The organism is Haloechinothrix aidingensis (assembly GCF_013450155.1).
Lineage (GTDB): Bacteria > Actinomycetota > Actinomycetes > Mycobacteriales > Pseudonocardiaceae > Haloechinothrix > Haloechinothrix aidingensis.
The window spans coordinates 195,569-213,567 of sequence record NZ_JACCKD010000007.1 but is presented as its reverse complement, the minus strand read 5'-3'; the positions used below and the strand labels follow the sequence as shown (position 1 = coordinate 213,567).

Annotated in this window: 19 protein-coding genes and 1 pseudogene; 13 read left to right on the top strand and 7 right to left on the bottom strand. The window is 70.7% G+C overall.

The genetic code is table 11. The annotated features are described in order from the left end of the window. Positions 1 to 41 precede the first annotated feature (41 nt). Positions 42 to 1,073 (top strand): class II fructose-bisphosphate aldolase, encoded by a 1,032-nt coding sequence (gene fbaA, locus H0B56_RS18600; RefSeq protein WP_180894372.1) that lies wholly within the window; start codon positions 42 to 44, stop codon positions 1,071 to 1,073. 81 nt (positions 1,074 to 1,154) lie between these two features. Here the strand turns inward: fbaA and H0B56_RS18595 are convergent, their stop codons facing one another. Further along, positions 1,155 to 1,343, bottom strand: a complete 189-nt coding sequence (locus tag H0B56_RS18595) for a hypothetical protein (RefSeq protein ID WP_180894371.1) — start codon at positions 1,341 to 1,343, stop codon at positions 1,155 to 1,157. Between H0B56_RS18595 and H0B56_RS18590 the strand changes: the two genes are divergently transcribed. Then, positions 1,333 to 1,755 carry a DUF3151 domain-containing protein gene (locus H0B56_RS18590; RefSeq protein WP_180894370.1) on the top strand — a complete coding sequence of 141 codons (423 nt, stop codon included), beginning with the start codon at positions 1,333 to 1,335 and terminating at the stop codon, positions 1,753 to 1,755. The two genes, H0B56_RS18595 and H0B56_RS18590, sit on opposite strands and share 11 nt — an antisense overlap. Positions 1,756 to 1,786: 31 nt before the next feature. On the opposite strand, the gene H0B56_RS18585 is transcribed toward H0B56_RS18590, so the two are convergent. Continuing rightward, positions 1,787 to 2,488 (bottom strand): hypothetical protein, encoded by a 702-nt coding sequence (locus tag H0B56_RS18585; RefSeq protein ID WP_180894369.1) that lies wholly within the window; start codon positions 2,486 to 2,488, stop codon positions 1,787 to 1,789. 98 nt (positions 2,489 to 2,586) lie between these two features. On the opposite strand from H0B56_RS18585, the gene H0B56_RS18580 reads away from it, so the two are divergent. Further along, positions 2,587 to 3,873 carry an adenylosuccinate synthase gene (locus tag H0B56_RS18580; protein WP_180894368.1) on the top strand — a complete coding sequence of 429 codons (1,287 nt, stop codon included), beginning with the start codon at positions 2,587 to 2,589 and terminating at the stop codon, positions 3,871 to 3,873. A 113-nt stretch (positions 3,874 to 3,986) separates the two neighbouring features. Here the strand turns inward: H0B56_RS18580 and H0B56_RS18575 are convergent, their stop codons facing one another. Continuing rightward, a complete protein-coding gene (locus H0B56_RS18575) occupies positions 3,987 to 5,021 on the bottom strand; it encodes a glycerophosphodiester phosphodiesterase (RefSeq protein ID WP_180894367.1) in 1,035 nt (344 codons plus the stop codon). A 394-nt stretch (positions 5,022 to 5,415) separates the two neighbouring features. On the opposite strand from H0B56_RS18575, the gene H0B56_RS18570 reads away from it, so the two are divergent. Then, complete coding sequence (locus H0B56_RS18570; protein ID WP_180894366.1) at positions 5,416 to 6,324, top strand: oxygenase MpaB family protein; 909 nt, start codon at positions 5,416 to 5,418, stop codon at positions 6,322 to 6,324. Between the two features lie 78 nt (positions 6,325 to 6,402). Here the strand turns inward: H0B56_RS18570 and H0B56_RS18565 are convergent, their stop codons facing one another. Beyond that, the gene (locus tag H0B56_RS18565) at positions 6,403 to 6,921 is read right to left on the bottom strand and encodes a hypothetical protein (protein ID WP_180894365.1); all 519 of its coding nucleotides are present in this window, start codon (positions 6,919 to 6,921) and stop codon (positions 6,403 to 6,405) included. Positions 6,922 to 7,038: 117 nt separating this feature from the next. On the opposite strand from H0B56_RS18565, the gene purD reads away from it, so the two are divergent. The 5 genes from purD (at position 7,039) to H0B56_RS18540 (ending at position 12,272) form a co-directional block, all read left to right on the top strand. Then, positions 7,039 to 8,301: a phosphoribosylamine--glycine ligase gene (purD, locus tag H0B56_RS18560; RefSeq protein WP_180894364.1), complete on the top strand. Its 1,263-nt coding sequence runs from the start codon at positions 7,039 to 7,041 to the stop codon at positions 8,299 to 8,301. A gap of 158 nt (positions 8,302 to 8,459) precedes the next feature. Next, positions 8,460 to 8,834, top strand: a complete 375-nt coding sequence (locus tag H0B56_RS18555) for a type VII secretion target (protein WP_180894363.1) — start codon at positions 8,460 to 8,462, stop codon at positions 8,832 to 8,834. 99 nt (positions 8,835 to 8,933) lie between these two features. After that, complete coding sequence (locus H0B56_RS23315) at positions 8,934 to 10,724, top strand: PPE domain-containing protein (protein WP_180894362.1); 1,791 nt, start codon at positions 8,934 to 8,936, stop codon at positions 10,722 to 10,724. Further along, positions 10,721 to 11,500, top strand: coding sequence for an ESX secretion-associated protein EspG (locus H0B56_RS18545; protein WP_343063949.1), 780 nt, complete (start codon positions 10,721 to 10,723; stop codon positions 11,498 to 11,500). The genes H0B56_RS23315 and H0B56_RS18545 overlap by 4 nt, the downstream gene beginning before the upstream one ends. Before the next feature lie 49 nt (positions 11,501 to 11,549). After that, complete coding sequence (locus tag H0B56_RS18540) at positions 11,550 to 12,272, top strand: hypothetical protein (protein WP_180894361.1); 723 nt, start codon at positions 11,550 to 11,552, stop codon at positions 12,270 to 12,272. 11 nt (positions 12,273 to 12,283) lie between these two features. Here H0B56_RS18540 and H0B56_RS18535 read toward each other — a convergent pair whose 3' ends face one another. After that, positions 12,284 to 13,033 (bottom strand): hypothetical protein, encoded by a 750-nt coding sequence (locus H0B56_RS18535; protein WP_180894360.1) that lies wholly within the window; start codon positions 13,031 to 13,033, stop codon positions 12,284 to 12,286. A gap of 64 nt (positions 13,034 to 13,097) precedes the next feature. On the opposite strand from H0B56_RS18535, the gene H0B56_RS23030 reads away from it, so the two are divergent. Beyond that, entirely contained in the window at positions 13,098 to 13,544 is a 447-nt protein-coding gene (locus H0B56_RS23030) for a hypothetical protein (protein WP_246361311.1), read from the top strand. A 12-nt stretch (positions 13,545 to 13,556) separates the two neighbouring features. Here H0B56_RS23030 and H0B56_RS23025 read toward each other — a convergent pair. Further along, positions 13,557 to 14,051, bottom strand: a pseudogene (locus tag H0B56_RS23025) (ABC transporter ATP-binding protein); the annotation flags it as partial. Between the two features lie 83 nt (positions 14,052 to 14,134). Between H0B56_RS23025 and H0B56_RS18525 the strand changes: the two are divergent. Together H0B56_RS18525 and H0B56_RS18520 are read left to right on the top strand one after the other, a co-directional pair. Next, positions 14,135 to 15,313, top strand: a complete 1,179-nt coding sequence (locus tag H0B56_RS18525) for an aminotransferase class I/II-fold pyridoxal phosphate-dependent enzyme (RefSeq protein WP_180894359.1) — start codon at positions 14,135 to 14,137, stop codon at positions 15,311 to 15,313. Between the two features lie 229 nt (positions 15,314 to 15,542). Beyond that, entirely contained in the window at positions 15,543 to 15,728 is a 186-nt protein-coding gene (locus H0B56_RS18520) for a hypothetical protein (protein WP_180894358.1), read from the top strand. 84 nt (positions 15,729 to 15,812) lie between these two features. Here H0B56_RS18520 and H0B56_RS18515 read toward each other — a convergent pair whose 3' ends face one another. After that, on the bottom strand, positions 15,813 to 16,895 hold the full coding sequence (locus tag H0B56_RS18515) for a GntG family PLP-dependent aldolase (RefSeq protein ID WP_180894357.1): 1,083 nt from the start codon (positions 16,893 to 16,895) through the stop codon (positions 15,813 to 15,815). 476 nt (positions 16,896 to 17,371) lie between these two features. On the opposite strand from H0B56_RS18515, the gene H0B56_RS18510 reads away from it, so the two are divergent. After that, positions 17,372 to 17,977 carry a TetR/AcrR family transcriptional regulator gene (locus H0B56_RS18510; RefSeq protein ID WP_180894356.1) on the top strand — a complete coding sequence of 202 codons (606 nt, stop codon included), beginning with the start codon at positions 17,372 to 17,374 and terminating at the stop codon, positions 17,975 to 17,977. The last annotated feature ends 22 nt before the right edge of the window (positions 17,978 to 17,999 follow it).

Sequence of the window (17,999 nt, the reverse complement as noted above, 5' to 3'; positions counted from 1 at the left end):
CGGTGCCGCAATCAGGACGGCAGCTGCGAGGAGGAGCAACGATGCCCATCGCCACACCCGAGGTTTACAACGAGATGCTCGACCGCGCGAAGGCGGGCGAGTTCGCGTATCCGGCCATCAACGTGACCTCGTCGGAAACGCTGAACGCGGCGATCAGAGGCTTCGCCGAGGCGGAGAGCGACGGGATCATCCAGTTCTCCACCGGCGGCTCGGAGTTCGCCTCCGGGCAGAAGGTCAAGGACATGGTCACGGGAGCGACGGCCCTGGCCGAGTACGCCCACGTCGTCGCGGACAAGTACCCGGTGAACATCGCGCTGCACACCGACCACTGCCCGGAGGACAAGCTGGACCGGTTCGTCCGCCCGCTGCTCGACATCAGCCAGGAGCGGGTCAGCCGGGGGCAGAACCCGCTGTTCCAGTCGCACATGTGGGACGGCTCGGCCATCGACCTCGAGGAGAACCTGCGGATCGGTGCCGAGCTGCTGGAGCGTGCCAAGGCAGCGAAGATCGTCCTCGAGGTCGAGATCGGTGTCGTCGGCGGGGAGGAAGACGGCGTCTCCAACGACATCAACGAGAAGCTGTACACGGCCGAGGGTGACTTCGTCCGCACCGTCGAGGAGCTGGGCGCCGGCGAGAAGGGCCGCTACATGCTGGCGGCCACGTTCGGCAACGTGCACGGTGTCTACAAGCCGGGCAACGTCAAGCTCCGGCCCGAGATCCTCAAGCGCGGCCAGGATGTGGCCGCCGAGAAGCTCGGCCAGCCCGCCGGTTCCCGCCCGTTCGACCTGGTCTTCCACGGTGGCTCCGGCTCGCTGGACTCGGAGATCCACGAGGCCGTCTCCTACGGCGTGGTGAAGATGAACGTGGACACCGACACGCAGTACGCGTTCACCCGTGCCGTGGCCGACCACTTCTTCCGCAACTACGACGGGGTGCTCAAGATCGACGGCGAGGTGGGCGACAAGAAGGCCTACGACCCGCGCAGCTACCTCAAGCAGGCCGAGGGGGCGATGGCCGAGCGAGTCGTGCGTGCGACCGAGGACCTCAAGTCCGCGGGTAAGAAGCTCGGCTGAGCACCGTGGGGTGCTCGCGTGCCCGGCGGTGCGTGTGCCCTGTGGTCCGGGTGCACGGAGTACGCACGGGTACGCGAGCCCTCACCGGCCCGATGGGAGAATCTTCACGATGATGCCGAAGCGACTGATCGCGACAGTGCTGGCCGCCGCGCTGGTGCTTTCCACGGCCAGCGTGGCTGTGACCTTGCTCTTGTGAGCGAGCGGCAGCTTGCGCAGCAGCGTCGCTTTCGTATCCACCTGCCTCGACAAGGAAGGCACCATGAACAGCACCGACTTGCTCGGCCCCGAACCCACCCTGCTTCCCGACCGCACCGACGCGCAGGCCGCGATGGACGCCGAGACCACACCGTCCGAGGTCGCCGCCGAACACCCGGACTTCAGCGAGGCCTGGGCGGCACTGGCGGAGAAGGCGCTGGCCGCGGGCGAGCCCGTCGCCGCGTACGCCTACGCCCGGACCGGCTACCACCGGGGGCTCGACCAGCTCCGCAAGTCCGGCTGGAAGGGCTACGGCCCCGTACCGTGGCGGCACCGGCCGAACCAGGGCTTCCTGCGTTCCGTCGCGGCACTGGCGAGCGCGGCGCAACGGATCGGCGAGACCCCCGAGTACGAGCGCTGCGTGCAGCTGCTGAACGACTCCGACCCGGAAGCCGTCGCCGCGACCGGCCTGCAGGACGGCTCCTGAGCCGTCGCCCCGGTGGGGTGGTCTGCGACGCTCAGCCGACCACTCCCCGGGCCAGGCGCAGGTCCTCGGTGTGCCGGTACCAGCTCAGCCGGGTGACCTCGCGCGGGTGCGCGACCCCGTCGACCACGGGCACCGTCGGGTCGCAGCCCAGCTGGAAGGCCCGGCCGGTGAAGGTCTTCCGGCGCCTGCCGAGCAGGCCACCGATCACGTGCAGCACCAGGCCGGGACCACCGGTGTTGTCCGGCTCGGCGTGGATGCGGCGCGCGGGGCCGCGCAGCGCCGTGGTGTCGTCGCAGTAGCCGACCCCGCGCACCTTCGTCAGCACGCCACTACCGACAAGTACCCCTCCGGCGTCGTCCCGGATCAACGGGACCCGGTCGATCTCGGCCCGCGTGGCGACGTCGAACGCGCGGGCGGGGTCGGTCGGCAGTCGCCATACCGCCGCGACGGCGGATTCCCGCTCGACCGGCACGTACCCCACCGACAGCGTGGCCAGGCGGTCGGTGCGCAGCAGGCGGAGGACGACGGCGGCCAGGTCGCCGTCGGTTCCGGCGACGACGACATCCGCGCCGCTCGCCGCCCCGGCGGGGTCGCCGGTCAGCTCGGCTGCCCTGGCGAGCACGGGGTCGATCTCGTCCTTGCCGGGCCGGTGGCCGACGTGCGCGACGTGATCATCGGTTACGCCCGGTAGTGGTGGGATCCGTCTCCCGCATGCGATCACTGCTCCCCGCACGGCACCTACCTCCGTTACCCTCGTGCATCGGCCGTGGCTGGCCCCGCGTGCCATATGCTCGTCCGAGAAACCTGCTGTCGATCAACCTGGAGTGTCACATGTCGGCCATCGTGCTCATCGGAGCCCAGTGGGGTGACGAAGGTAAGGGCAAGGCCACCGATCTGCTGGGCGACCGGGTGCAGTGGGTTGTGCGGTACCAGGGCGGAAACAACGCCGGTCATACCGTGGTGCTGCCGGATGGCCAGAACTTCGCCTTGCACCTGATCCCCTCGGGCATTCTCACCCCCGGGGTGACCAACGTGATCGGTAACGGGGTGGTCGTCGATCCCGGGGTGCTGCTCGACGAGCTCGCCGGTCTCGACGAGCGCGGTGTGGACACCTCCGGGCTGTTGATCTCGGCGGACGCGCACTTGATCATGCCGTACCACGTCGCCATCGACAAGGTCGCCGAGCGCTACCTGGGTTCCCGCAAGATCGGGACGACCGGTCGCGGTATCGGGCCGTGCTACCAGGACAAGGTCGCCCGCGTCGGCGTGCGGGTGCAGGACCTGCTGGACGAGAAGATCCTGCGGCAGAAGGTCGAGGCCGCTCTGGAGGTCAAGAACCAGATCCTGGTCAAGGTCTACAACCGCAAGGCGCTGGATCCCGAGCAGGTGGTCGACGAGGTCCTGGAAGCGGGCGAGAAGTTCGCGCACCGCATCGCGGACACGCGCCTCGAGCTGGACCGCGCGCTCGGCAGGGGCGAGACGGTCCTGCTGGAGGGCTCCCAGGGCACGCTGCTCGACGTCGATCACGGCACCTACCCGTTCGTCACCTCGTCCAACCCCACCTCCGGCGGGGCCTGTGTCGGTGCCGGTATCGGCCCGGGCAAGCTCAACACGGTGCTGGGCATCATCAAGGCCTACACCACGCGGGTCGGTTCGGGACCGTTCCCCACCGAGCTGTACGACGAGATGGGTGAACACCTGCGTGCCAAGGGGGGCGAGCACGGTGTCACGACCGGCCGGTCCCGCCGCACCGGCTGGTACGACGCGGTGATCGCCCGTTACTCCGCGCGGCTGAACGGGATCACCGACTACTTCCTGACGAAGCTGGACGTACTGTCCGGGCTGGAGCGCATCCCGGTGTGTGTCGGCTACGAGATCGACGGCTTCCGGCACGACGAGATGCCGATGACGCAGACGGACGTGCACCATGCCGTGCCGATCTACGAGGAGCTGCCCGGCTGGGAGGAGGACATCAGCTCCTGCCGGTCCTTCGACGACCTCCCCGCCAACGCGCGCTCCTATGTCGAGCGCCTCGAGGAGCTCTCCGGCGCGCGGATCTCGGCCGTCGGCGTCGGCCCCGGCCGCGAGGCAACCATCGTCCGCCACGACATCCGCTAACCCCACCGGAGGTGGGAGCCGAATGTTGCATTCGGCTCCTTCTATGGAACCGAGGTCACCTTCGGCTCCCCGCACCGAGCCGGTAGATCGTGACATGTCGGCCGCTGGCGCGGTCAGCTGCGATTCTTCATCACCTCGACGGCGATGTCCGGGTGGTCGATGAACAGCCCGTCGATGCCGGCGTCGAGGAAGACCTCGAGCGAGCGGAACAGGTCGCCGAGGTCGGCGGGCTGATCCGAGGAACGGTAGTCCGTGGGCAGGAACGCGTTCTCCGCCCGCCAGATGTAGGGGTGCACCTCGAGCCCGGCGGCGTGCGCGTCGTCCACCAGCGGTGTCGGCTCACCGAGTGACCCGTCGGGGTTGCGCGGGATCACGCTGCCCTTGGTCGGCCCGATGCCCTGCGCGTAGGTGGCGATCTCGGCGAGGCCCTCCGGCGTCATCATGTCGCGGTAGGTGTGCGCGTGACCGGCGGTGATCCAGTCGTACGGCGCGCCGTGGCTGTCGGTGAGCTGGACGAACGGCACCCACAGGTGATCGCGCAGCATCCGGAGGTTGGCGACCTCGAACGACTGCACGTAGATGTTGGCGCCCGACCGGTTCAGCCCGTTGCGGTCCAGGATGTCGATCAGCGCGGGCTCCAGTGGCGTGCCCAGGCCCTGGAAGTACGTGGGGTGCTTGGTCTCCGGGTATACCCCGATGTCGATGCCCAGCTGCCCGGACAGCCGCTTGGTGAGGTCGATGACCTCCTGGAACGTGGGGATCTCGAACCGGCCGTCGTAGATCGTGTTCTGCTGGCGCAGCTCGGGCATGGGCTCGCGGGCCCGCAGCGTCTTGATCTCGTCGATGGTGAAGTCCTCCGCGAACCACTGGTCCCGGATGACCTCGCCGTCGATCGTCTTGGTGGTCCGCCGGTCGGCGAACTCCGGATGGTCGGACACATCGGTGGAGTCGCCGAGGTACGGCTCGTGCCGTGCGATGAGAACGCCGTCGCTGGTGATGACCAGGTCCGGTTCGAGGTAGTCGGCCCCCATGCGCGCGGCGAGCTCGAACGCCGCGAGGGTCTGCTCGGGCCGGTAGCCGGAAGCGCCCCGGTGGCTGATGATGTGCGGCACGCCGCGATCGTTGTGGGGTTTTCGTGTGCCTCGCATGGGGTCAGGCCTTCTGTTCTGTGTCGGGTACGGCGCACCCGGCCCTGCCACGGCACGTGCTACGGGAACGGGTGACCCGACGGGGGTCGCACAACGGGGTGCGCTCGTGCCGCTCCGCGCCTCGTGCGTTCGATGGGCAGCTTCTCATGCCGGGTACGTCGGGGGCGCGTGCCGTGTGATCCTTCCGACTCCGTGTCGCCGCCGAATGAGACCGACCGCACACCTGCGCAGACGTCACGGAACGATCGAGCCTCCTCCTCCGTTCGCGAGAATCGCACGGACCTGGCGGGGCCGGCAATCTCGACAACACGCGTTACGGACGTTTACTGTGCAGGTCACGGGTGCCGGTTGCGCGTCCGGCATGTATCGACCGTGGACTGGAGGCTGGCGCGACATGACGCGAGCACGGCTGACCACCGAGGAGGCGAGGGCGCTGACGCTCGGACCCGACTCGGTGTCCTGGCAACACGCCAGCGACATCCGTGGATTCCTCGGTGCCGGGTACGCCCTGCTGCTACAAACCGCCCACCCCACGGTCAGTTCGGGTGTGCGCGACCATTCCGACTTCCGGGCCGAGCCGTGGCAGCGGCTCTACGGCACGCTGGACTACGTCAACCTCACCGTGTACGGCGGCGAGGACGCGGTGGAGGTCACCCGCAGGCTGCGCGAGATGCACAAGCGCATCAAGGGGGTCAACCCGGACGGCAGCAGGTACCACGCCCTCGAACCGGAGACCTACGCCTGGGTGCAGGCCACGCTGGTCCGGGCCGTGATCGATGTGAACCGGTGGTTCGTGGGGTCCATGACGGAGCGGGACCACGAGCTCCTGTACCAGGAGTGGCTGGGGCTGGCCCGGCTGCTCGGCATCGGTGCAGCGGACCTGCCGCCGAGCTGGGCGGAGTTCGACGGCTACTTCGACGAGATGGTGGCAGGCAAGCTGACGCGTACCACCTCGGCAGTGGATGTGCTGGACAGCCTCACCCGGCCTGCTCGACCGCCGGTCCTGCCGCGCTGGACCGAGCCGCTGTGGCGGGTGCTCAGCTTTCCCGCCTCCTACGTGCTGCGCCTGACCACGACCGGGCTGTTGCCTCCCGTGCTGCGGGAACGGCTGGGCCTGCGCTGGGGACCGGTGCGGGAACGCCAGCTGCGGGCCCTTGCCGCGCTGTCCCGCGCGTGCACACCCGTCCTGCCCGGATTCCTCCGCGTGACCGGCCCCAACTACCTGCGTGCGCGCCGCCGGTACATCGCCGCCGACGAGTTCGCACCCGCCACCTACCGCCACCACAGTGGGAGCCCAGGCTGACCCGGGTGGCGAGCCGAGGGGCTCCTTCGGTGCACATGATGTACCCGAGGGGTCCTTCGGCTCGCCTCCCCGGCGCTGTCAGCTGACGTAGGAGATCAGCCAGCCGTCGTCCTCGCGGACGAACTCGAAGCCGTCCACCGAATCGCGGTCCGTGTCGTTGGCCTCGGCGATGTCCTCGGCGCTGAGGGTGGCGCTGTCGCCGGAGACGACCACGTCCTCCGCGTCCAGCCGGATGATGGACATGCGCTTGTCGCCGAGGTTGTCGTGGATGTCCTCGATGGCCGTCGGGCAGTCCGCGGCCTGCTCGGCGTAGAACGACTGCATGGTGTCGACGAGCAGCCCGCACGCCCGGTCCCCGTCGCCCTCGTCGATCGCGAGGTAGAACTCCTGCACGACGGCCACGACGGCTGCTTGCTCCTCGGTGTGCGCCGGTTCGGGGCTGGTGTCGTCCGCGCCGCCCTGCTCGGCAGCGGGTTCGTCCTGCTGCGTGTCCTCCTGGGTGTCCTCGTCCCCGCCGCAGGCCGCCGCGAACGAGACGGCCCCGGCGGCGACGATCGCGCCCCATACCCTGCGTCGTGACTTCCAGGTCTCGCCCACTGCTACCTCCACCGGCTCCGGTCGACCGCTGTCCAGTATGCCTGTTACGCCGACGCACACGGGTGTGGACACATCCCCTCGCGTCGCCGGAGCCCGGGTACGGCTACCCTGCTGAACGTGCGCGTCCTGGTTATCGGCTCCGGAGCCCGTGAACACGCCCTGCTGACCGCGGCGTCGAACGACCCCGCGGTGACGGCCCTTGCCTGCGCCCCCGGCAACGCGGGCACGGCCGCGGTCGCCGAGCAGCTCCCTGTCAACGCCGTCGACTCCACGGACGTCGTCGCGCGCGCCCGCGAGTGGCTCGCCGACCTGGTGGTGATCGGCCCGGAGGCACCGCTGGTCGCCGGTGTGGCCGATGCCGTGCGGGCGGCAGGGATCCCGTGCTTCGGCCCGTCCGCCGCGGCCGCCCGCATCGAGGGGTCGAAGGCCTTCGCCAAGGAGGTCATGCTCGCCGCAGGCGTGCCGACCGCCGCCAGCGAGGTTGTGGACAATCCCGCTCACCTCGACGCGGCCCTGTCCCGCTTCGGGCCTGTCTGGGTGGTCAAGGACGACGGGCTCGCCGCGGGTAAGGGCGTGGTGGTCACCGGCGACTACGACGAGGCCCGCAAGCACGCGCTGACGCTGCTGGAGAACGGGCATCCGGTACTGCTGGAGACGTACCTGGACGGGCCGGAGGCGTCGCTGTTCTGCCTGGTCGACGGGCACACGGTACGGCCGTTGCTGCCTGCCCAGGACTTCAAGCGCGTCGGCGACGGCGAGACCGGCCCGAACACCGGCGGGATGGGGGCCTACGCCCCGCTGCCGTGGGCCCCGGACGGGCTCGTGGACGAGATCGTCGGGCGGGTCGTGCAGCCCGTGGTCGACGAGCTGGCCGGACGCGGCACGCCCTACTCCGGGCTGCTGTACGCGGGCCTGGCGCTGACCTCGGACGGCCCGCGCGTCATCGAGTTCAACTGCCGTTTCGGCGACCCGGAGACCCAATCCGTGCTCGCCCTGCTGAACACGCCGATCGCGGGGGTGCTGCACGCCACCGCGACCGGCGTGCTCGACGAGCAACCGCCGCTCGACTGGCGGGACGGCGCTGCCGTGACCGTCGTACTCGCGGCGGACGGCTACCCGGGGCCGCCGCATACCGGGGACACCATCACCGGCGCGGACGGTCCCGGTGTGCTGCACGCCGGGACCAAGCGCACCGAGGACGGCACGGTCGTGTCCTCGTCCGGCCGGGTGCTGTCTGTGGTCGGGGTCGGCGATGACCTCGCGGCGGCGCGCGAGCAGGCGTACGAGCGTCTCGCCGGGGTGCACCTTCCCGGCTCGCACTACCGCACCGACATCGCGATGCAGGCGGTGCGCGGCGAGGTCGCGGTACCCGCGCACTGACTCTCGTGGCCGCTGATTCCACGAAACCCGGGGCGTCCTGGCGCCGGCATTGGTAGCCTCCGGAGAGGCCCTCCGGCCAGGAACGGTATGGCTACCGTGCGTACCGGAGATCCGGGCCGCGCCTGCGGTGGGACGCTCGAGCAGAAGCGGTGGTGGTGATGCACGAGGATCCGGCGGACGCGGCCGTACCGTACGGCGCGCGCGCCACGTCGATCGAGGTCGAACCGGACAAGCTGGTCGAGGCCGCGGAGATCGTCGAGGAGGAGGTCTACGCGCTGGACTCGGTGCTCTACGAGGCGGAGGGCGCGTCCCGGATGGACCCACCGGCGAACGACATCGTCAGCGAGCACGCGATTCCGACCTGGAACTCGTTGCTGACCGAGCTCGGGCACTCGCACCTGGCGCGCGTGCGGGACTACGTCCAGGAGCTGAACGGCTTCGCGCACCAGCTGCGACTGGCGGCCGAGGAGTACGAGTACGCCGATGACGAGGCCGCCGCGACGTTGCACGAGCGTGGCGGCGGTCCCGGCTAGCGGTCGCGCCAACCGCCGGCCGGGCCACTCCCATGGCGGTCGGACCGGAGCCCGAGGTACAGCAGCCGTTCGTGAGTACGGGCGTGAAGGAGGCACCACATGAGCGTCCCCGAGGCCGGTCGGACGATCCAGCGCATCAACGACCAGCGGTTCGACGGCTACACCGAGAACATGCTCGCCGAGCAGATCGACAAGTTCCGCAGCGGCCCGGGTACCGGCGATATCGGCGCGGCTGTGCACGCGCTGCGGCGGCTCGCGGACGCGTTGCGCTCCGCCGAGCAGACGCTGCGTACCGAGATGGGCAAGCTCGGCGTGCACTGGTCGGGCGACGCCGCCGAGCAGGCGCGCCAGGTACTGACCGAGCACGCGGACTTCACGACCGAGGCGAGCGAGAAGATCGCACGGGCGGCCGAGCTGCTGTTCGCACAGAGTGAGTCGTTCAACCGTGCGCTGCACAAGCTGCCGGACGCCGAGACGCTGCGCGCCGGATCCGGCGGTACGGGTGTCGGTGACTTCCTCGGCAGCCTGATCGGGTACGAGACGGATCAGGCCAAGCGTGCGCGCGAGGCCGAGGCGGCCAGGCAGCAGGCGGTCGACGTGCTGAACACCTACGCCGCGGAGACCGGGGAACACCTCGACGGGGTCGACACGGTGCCGCACCCTGGCCACCTGGTGCTGTCCCACCCGACCGAGCGCACAGGGGAGGCCGAGCCGTCGCCGGACGAGCCAGGGACCGGCACATGGGACCGCGGGGGGCCGGGAGTGACCCCGCTGCATCCGGGCCCGGCGAAGGGGCCGAGCGACACCACAGCGTCGGCACACGGCGACGTCGGGGGCCCGGCCGGACACGACCGTTCGCCCGGTCAGCCGGGAGGCGAGCGCTCCGTCCCCGGTGCCGGGCAGGCACCGCCCGCCTCCGGTGGCGCCCCGTCGCCTGCGCAGGGATCAGGTCCCGTCCCCGGCGGAAGCGCGTCCTTCTCGGCGGTGGGCGGCGGCCCTGCCGGTGCCGCTTGCCCGCCCGGCGCGCCCGGCGCGGCGGCGCCGGGCGACCAGCAGCCCGGGGCCAAGCAGCCGAACGGCGGCGGGACCGCGGGTCAGTCCGCGCCAGCAGGCACGGTGCACGGCACCGAGCAGCAACCGGTCAGGTCGGCGAGCCCGCACGCCATGTCGAGCGCAGCCGGTGGGCCCGGTGGGCAGCCCGGCCCCGGCCAGGGACCCGGCCAGGGGCAGGGCGGCGTGCTGGCCGGTTCCGGCCAGCAGCACGGGCATCCGGCGCGCCCGCTGCCCGGCGGTGGCGCGCCCGGCCAGGGCGGCCCCGATGCCTCGCCCGGCAAGGGCAGGGTCGCCGCCCCGGAACCGCTGGCGGAGGGGAAGCTGTCCGGCTCGGAGCAGCTGGAGCAGGCCGGCGAGGTGCAAGCGGGAAGCGGTGGCGAGACGGGGTCCGGGGCGCGCCCCTCGGTCAACACCATCGGAGCCACGGCCACCGCGCTCGGCGCGGCCGGTGTAGCCGGGGCGCTCAGCGGTGAACCCGACAGGAAGCCCCGGGGTGAGCGCGCGGCGAGCCGGGTGCCGCGGGACTACCCGTTCGACGACGCGGACGGCGCGGAGGACCCGGTGACGATCGCGGCCGACGAGGATCCGCGGGAGCACCTGCGCCCCGCTCCGGGCATCCTCGAACCCGCAGCTTCCGAGGGCGGCCAGGACGCCACCGGCGAGGGCGACCGGGTTCGGCACCGGCCCGTCGAGGGGACCGATGTCTTCACCGACCAGCGGCCCGTCGTCCCCGAGGTGATCGACGGCGCACAGCCGGACGTGCCGGGACACCCCCACGACACCGGTGCCGGGCATGAGCCCGGTGAGTACGACGGCGGGGACGGTTCGACGCGGTGAGCGCGGCTTCCTCCGCGGGCAGCGTGGTGCTGTCTGCGCTCGAGTTCGACGTGCTGTGGGAGGCCGAGCAACTCGGGTCGCGGCATCCGGCGCTGTCGGTGCCCAGCCCCGGCACGACGCACACGGAGCGCGCCGGGCTGGTGGAAGCGACGTGGCCCGCGCTGGAACGCCGCGGGCTGGCGCGCGGGCGCCGTGCAGGCGGTGAGCTGTTGGACATGCTCGCCGTGCTGGCGCGTCCCACGGTGACGTTCGACGTGTGGGTGTGGGCCGATCGCGGCATCTCGGGGCTGGCTGCCAGCACGGGAGACCACGCGATGCTCGGGGTGGTCGACGCAGGCGAGGTCTGGTTGATCCCGACCACCGACCCGTCGCTGGCGAGCGTGGCGATCTCGGTTGCCGGTGACGTCCCGCAGGGTGGCGGGCAGTCCGTGACGCTGCCGTACGAGACGCTTGTCGACGCGGATGCCCGCGCCGAGGGCGATCCGCACGCGCTGGTCACGGCACTGGAGGACGCGGGCGTGCGGTTGTGGGAAGCCCAGGAGGTCGCGGGCATGTTCCTCGGTACCACCTGCCGGGGCCAGGTCGGTGCCCAGCGCCGCGACAAGCAGGGGCTGACGCGGCGGGCCCCCCGCGTCGTGGCCTTCCACGACACCGATGCCGGCCGGTACCTGTTCCAGGTGGAACACATGTCCGACGGGTCGAGCTGGGCCACGCTGGCGCCCGCGGACAACCGCCTGCTGGCCGACCGGGCCTGGGAATTGCTCGCGGAGGTGTGATGTGCTGAACCGGCAGCACAGGGATACCACGTGTGGTGGAATGTGGCGCGTGGACGGACGAGTAGCGCGCATCGCAGGAGTCGCCGCCGTGGGGCTGGCACTGACGTCGTGTTCCGACCCGCCCGGTCCGGCACCGGCGATGCCCGCGCCGGACATACCGGAGGACGCGATCGCCTACGACGAGCTCCGGTCGACCGCGCAGCGCCCGTTCCCGTTCACCGATGACTGCGCGCAGATCAGCCCTGAGGTGGCGCAACAGGCCGGACTGGCCGGTGAGATGGAGACGCTCGACGACGCGCTGCTCGACGGGTGCGTCCTCGATGCCGGTGCGGACCAGCCGTTCGGCTGGCTGGGCGTGCACGGTGTCCGGCCCAGCAACGACCCCGATGACGACACCGCCGGCGAGTCGGCTTTCGAGGGTGAGTGGCGTGGCGGTAGCTGGACACAGGGCCACTTCGAGCGGTCCATCCTTCTCGACCGGTACTACGCCGTGACGACCTTCGACGGTGAGAACGGCAGCGCCAGCTGCAACGTCGTCGTCGACACCGGCTCGCAACGGGCCCTGGAGTTCATCGGCTACCTGGAAGAGGAAGCCGGCCGTGCGAAGCATGCCGAGATCTTCGACGATCAGTACAGCAGCGAGCCGAGCGACCGGGACGCGCTGGAGACGTTCGTCAGCGAGCACTGCCCCGCGGTCCGGGAAGCCGCCGAGGTGTTGCTGACCGAGGCCATCGATCCCGGCGGCGGGTCGCTGGCCACCGAGCTGAAGTAGTGCCCAGAGGCTCAGGCGAGGTCGCGCCGGGACACGCGCCACGTCGCGAGCACGAAAAGGCTCAGCCACAGCGCGAGCGACGTGATCACCGGAGCCGGGTTGTCGACAGCCGACAACCCCGCGAGCTCGAAGGCGGCCGCGGCCGGCTCGACCCAGATGACGGACTCGGGTAGGGCGCCCATGAAGATGAGCAGGGCCGGTACGAAGGCGCAGTAGACGGCCAGCGCTCCCGCCGCGTTCGGTATCAGCATCCCGACGACCAGGGCGGTGAGGAAGGTCAGGAACGTTCCGAGAGCGATGACCCCGATCACCCAGGCGACGCGGTGCCCGAGCAGGTAACCGCTGCCCGCGTTGCCGACCGCTATGGGCATGGCTACGAACATGGTGGCGATCTGCAGCACTGTGGTGACGAGCCAGACCAGCAGGACCACGGTCGCCTGTGCGAGGAAGTAGCGGGCGCGTGACGGCTGCACCAGCAGCGTGGGCTGGGCGCTGCGGTACTGCCACTCGCCCGCGATCAGCTTGATCACCGCGGCGTGCATCACGATCGCCGAGATCTTGATCACCCATACGGTCGGCTCGATCTGCGAGCTCGCGGTGTAGTACCCGGCCGATCCCAGGAAGGCCCCGAACGCCCCGATCCCGATGACCACCAGGGGGCCGAGGACCAGCAGGATCCGGTCGCTGATCGTCCCGGCGAGCTTGCGGAGCTCCACCCCGACCAGCGTGACGAACGGGGTCCGCGAGGTTGCCCGCTGCATCCAGGGAGCCTCGGAGCGCGGTGGCGGTGCGGGTGCTCCGGCCTGCGCGGGCGCGGCATGAGGTGTGGCATACGGTGCGGCCTGGCCGGGCATCGGCGCGTGCTGGGCGGGTGGTGCCCCGTGGCCGGGTACGGGCTGGTTCATCGTTGGGTTCCCCGGTGATCTGGAAGAAGAGGTCCTCCAGGCTGAGCTGGTGCTCGGTGATGGTGTGGACCCGCACGCCCGCACGGAACGCGATGTCCGACACGCGGTCGGTCGTCGCGCCGGCGAGGATCTCGCCTGCCGGAGTGGGCTGGACGGGCACGCCCGCGTGTTGGAGCGCGCCTGCCAGTGCGTGCATGTCCGGGCCGCTGACAACGGACTGCTGGGACGTGACCAGTTCCCGCAACGTTCCGTCGGCGAGGATCCGGCCCTGCCCGATCACGAGAAGGCGGTCGGCGGTCTGGTCCACTTCGGAGAGCACGTGGCTGGACAGCAGCACCGTTCCGCCCTGGGCGGCATGGTTGCGTAGCAGCGTGCGGATGGCACGGATGCCGTCGGGGTCCAGCCCGTTGATCGGTTCGTCCAGGATGAGCACGGGTGGCCGAGCCAGCAGGGCCTGGGCGAGGCCGAGGCGCTGCCGCATCCCCAGGCTGTACTTGCCGATCCTCTTGCCCGCCGCGTCGGCGAGCCCCACCTCGGCCAGCACGGCGTCCGCGCGTTCCCGCGGCACGCGCGCCAACGCGGCCGCGTAGCGCAGATGGGACCGCCCGGTACGCCCCGGGTGGACCGCGGATGCGTCGAGTATCACGCCTGCTACGTGCGCGGGGTTGGGCCATTTCACGAACGGCCGTCCGGCGAGCCACGATGCACCCGCGCTCGGCGGCGTGAGGCCGCTGATCATGCGCAGCGTGGTCGACTTGCCGGCGCCGTTGGGCCCGAGGAACGCCGTAACCGTACCGGGCTGCAGGTCGAACGAGACGTTGTCGACGGCTCGTACCCCGCCGTAGACCTTCGTCAGCTCTCGGACGCTCAACACGGAGCTGATCGTATCTGCCGTGCCGTCTCGCCGTGGGCACACAGACGAGATCGGTGGACGGGTGTGTCAACTATCCTGGCGCCATGGTCGAAGCCGCCCCGTTTCCCGGCCCCTCCACACGTTCCGATGTCGCACCGTTCCACGTGATGGAGGTGCTCTCCGCGGCCCAGGCGCGGCAGCGTACGCACGGGGACGTCGTCTCGCTGTGCGCAGGCCAGCCCACGTCCGGAGCGCCGAAGCCCGTCAGGGACGCGGCCGTCTCGCTGCTCACCGAGGGCGACATCGGGTACACCAGCCAGCTCGGTGTCGTCGAGCTGCGGGAAGCGATCGCGGGCCACTACGCGCGCCGCTACGGCATGCCGGTCGACCCGGCTGACGTGGTCGTCACCACCGGGTCCTCCGGTGGTTTCCAGCTGGCCTTCCTCGCTGCGTTCGATCACGGCGCCCGGGTGGCCATGCCCCGTCCGGGCTACCCGGCTTACCGGAACCTGCTGTCCGCGCTGGGGTGTGAGGTGGTCGAGTTCGGGGTGGGCGCGGAGACGCGTTTCCAGCCGACCACCGAGCAGCTCGACCAGCTGGGCCCGATCGACGGGCTGGTGATCGCGAGCCCGAACAACCCGACCGGGACGATCCTGGACCCGGACGAGCTCTCCGCGATCGCGCTGTGGTGCGCGGAGCGCGGCGTGCAGCTGGTCAGCGACGAGATCTATCACGGGGTGAGCTTCGGAAGCACCTCAGGCGGAGTGCGGGAAGCAAGCGCATGGGGGTCCAGCACCGAGGCGATCGTGCTCGGGTCGTTCTCCAAGTACTTCGGCATGACCGGATGGCGGCTGGGCTGGATGCTGGTGCCCCCGCGGCTTCGCCGTGCCGTGGACGTGCTGAGCGGCAACCTCGCCATCTGTGCTCCCGCGCTGGCCCAGTACGCGGCCGTCGCGGCGTTCACGGAGGAGTCCTACGCGGAGCTGGACGAGCACGTGCTCCGGTACCGCGCCAACCGGGACACGCTGCTGGCGGGCCTCGCCGAGCTGGGCATCGACCGGGTGGCGCCGGCCGACGGGGCGTTCTACGCGTATGCCGACGTCTCGGAGTTCACCGGCGACAGCCTCGGCTGGTGCCAGCGTTTGCTGGCCGACACGGGGTTGGCCATCACGCCCGGCATCGACTTCGACCCCGTCGATGGTGGCGGGTTCGTGCGGTTCTCGCTTGCGGGCTCGGCTTCCGACATCACCGCGTGCCTGGAGCGGCTCGGCCGCTGGCTGTGACACCCAGGGGTCCTGCGCGTTCGCCGGGCCTCGCGATCCGGGCCGGGGCGTAGCCAGGGATACCCGGAGAAAACCCTGACTTCCCTGCCGAACACGAGCCATCCGGCCGGTGGGCTGGCAGGCTGGTGGAGAAGCAGGAATCCGAAAGGCGCGATCGTTCTCCCCGCGTGGCTCGGCACGGCCGTTGCCACCGTCCGGTTGGCGGCCTTACCGGGTAGAAAGGTTGACCATGTTCTGGAAGATCATTGGTGCGCTCCTCGTGATCTGGCTGGCGTTCACCATCCTCGGGCCGGTGCTGACAGGCTTGTTCTGGCTCGCGGTCATCGGCGTGGTGTTGCTGGGTGCGACGGCGGCGTACGGAGCCATCAAGAGCAAGAGCCAGCCCAAGCGCATCGGCGGACAGCGGCTTCGCTGAGGCCGATGGTGCGGCCGGGCGCCGGGGCGGTCCCCGTGGCGTTCGGCGGAGGGGTCGCCTGCCACGAGCCGGCGTGCGGTGCGGTCAGAGGTGCAGCCGCATGCCGGCCTGGGAGGTGCCGTGCACCGCGCTGGAGGGCAGCTCGGAACTGATGCGCTCGAGGGCCTCGTCGATGACCGAGGAGGTGGTCTCCCTGTGGACCACGAACCGCACCCGCCCGGCCATCGGCATCGCGAGGATGTCCAGCTCCCGCAGTGAGTGCAGGGTCCTTTCCACATCGGCCACCGCGCCGAGCACGATGTTCGTCTGCGGCGTCCGGACGTCCCAGCCGAGGTCGCTGAGCCCGGACGCCAGCCGGGCGGCGTTGGCGTGATCGATGGCCAGCTCGCCCATCCGGTCGAGCGCCTTCATGCAGGACGCGGCGAGGACGCCGCCCTGCCGGACACCGCCACCGAGCATCTGGCGCGTGCGGCGCGCGCTCTCGATGAACTCGGCACTGCCTGCCAGTGCGGAACCGACCGGTGCGCCGAGGCCCTTGCTGAAACACACCGACACGCTGTCGGTGCCCACGGTCAGGGCGGCCGGTGGCACGTTGAGCGCTACGGCGGCGTTCCACAGCCTGGCGCCGTCGAGGTGTACGGAGAGCCCGCCGTCGCGGGCGGTGGCGACCAGCTGGGCGTGCTCGTCGGCGGGGATCACCGCGCCGCCGGCCGCGTTGTGGGTGTTCTCCAGGCAGAGCAGGCTCGTGCGGAGGGCGTAGTACGGGGCGTTCCGTCCGGCGCTTGTGATGCGTTCGAGCGTGCGCGGGGACGGGCGACCGGGACCGAGGTCGGTCTCGATGGCTTCCGGCATGCCGCCTGCCAGCCAGGCGGCAGAGCCGAGCTCGTTGAGCAGCACGTGCGCATCGCGCGGGGCGAGGAACCGGTCACCGCGCTGCAGGTGCTGGCACAGCGCGATCACGTTCGCCATGGTGCCGCTCGGGGTCCACAACGCGGCCGGTTTGCCGAGCAGCTCGGCCGTGCGCTGCTCGAGTGCCCGTACCGTCGGATCGCCGTCCAGTACGTTGTCGCCGACCTCAGCTCCGGCCATCGCGGCACGCATGGGCTCGTCGGGGACGGTCAGCGTGTCCGACCGGAGGTCGATCTGGGCGCGTCGTACTGAGGTCACGGTTCGATCACATCACACACCGTCATCGTTATCAACGCTCAGAACAATTCCACAGAATGAATTTGTCTCGGAGCGCCACGGAATTCCGGTAATCAGCGACGGCCGGCACGTACTGCGCGTAGTACGGCAAATCGCGCCCACCTTCGCGAACGGGTGGTGGGAGCCGGATGTCACCACGGGCTCCTTCTACGGCACCAAGGTCACATCCGGCTCCCACCACTTCGGTGTGGAGGGCGACGCAACCTGCCCCCCGCCCCGCGCGTCTACTCAATGTCGGCACTTCCACAGCCGGTCACGTGGTCCAAGCAGGGGGGCGGCGTGACAACCCGGCGCCGGATGGTCGGCGGCACCTCCCTGGTGCGGTCTGGGTGCTGGGGAGTTCGCCATCACCCTCGCTGGCGAGCTCCCCAGCTCCGTACCCGTCCCGGCGCGGCCGTACGACGGCGCGACGGGTTCTGCTGGCAAGATGTCCGACCATGACCGCTGGGAGCACCCCCAAGGGCGAACGTCGCCGGGCGGCCCTGCTCGATGCCGGGGTGGCGCTTCTCGTCGAAGGCGGGTTCGGCGCGGTACGCCATCGCGCCGTTGCCGAGCGAGCCGGACTCCCCCTCGCCTCGACGACCTACTACTTCAGCTCTCTCGACGAGCTCGTGGCCGCGGTGGTCGAACGGCACGCGCGCGCCGACCTGGAGCGCGGCAGGCAGCGCCTCGCCGAGCTCGACACCAGGGAGCGGCAGATCGACACCCTGATCGATCTCGTGCTCGACATGCTGCTCGGCCCCCGGCAGGACAGCGGGGAGGCCGACGCCGAAGCCGTACTCGTGCGCTACGAACGGCTCGTGGCCACCGGGCGCAGGCCGCACCTGCGGCCGCTGATGCGCACCCTCGCCGGTGAGCTGCGGGAGCTTTTGGCCGAGATCTTCGCGCGATCGGGAAGGCCGACGTCGGCCGACGAGCTCGAGCGCCTCATCGCGCTCGTCGACGGGGCCGTGGTGAACGCGCTCATCGAGATCGACCCGGACCCGCGGGGGGCCGCTGTACGGATGTTGCGCGCGGCACTCGCCGACGAGCCGGAGCGGTGACCGGCGCCACGCCGGTCCGCAG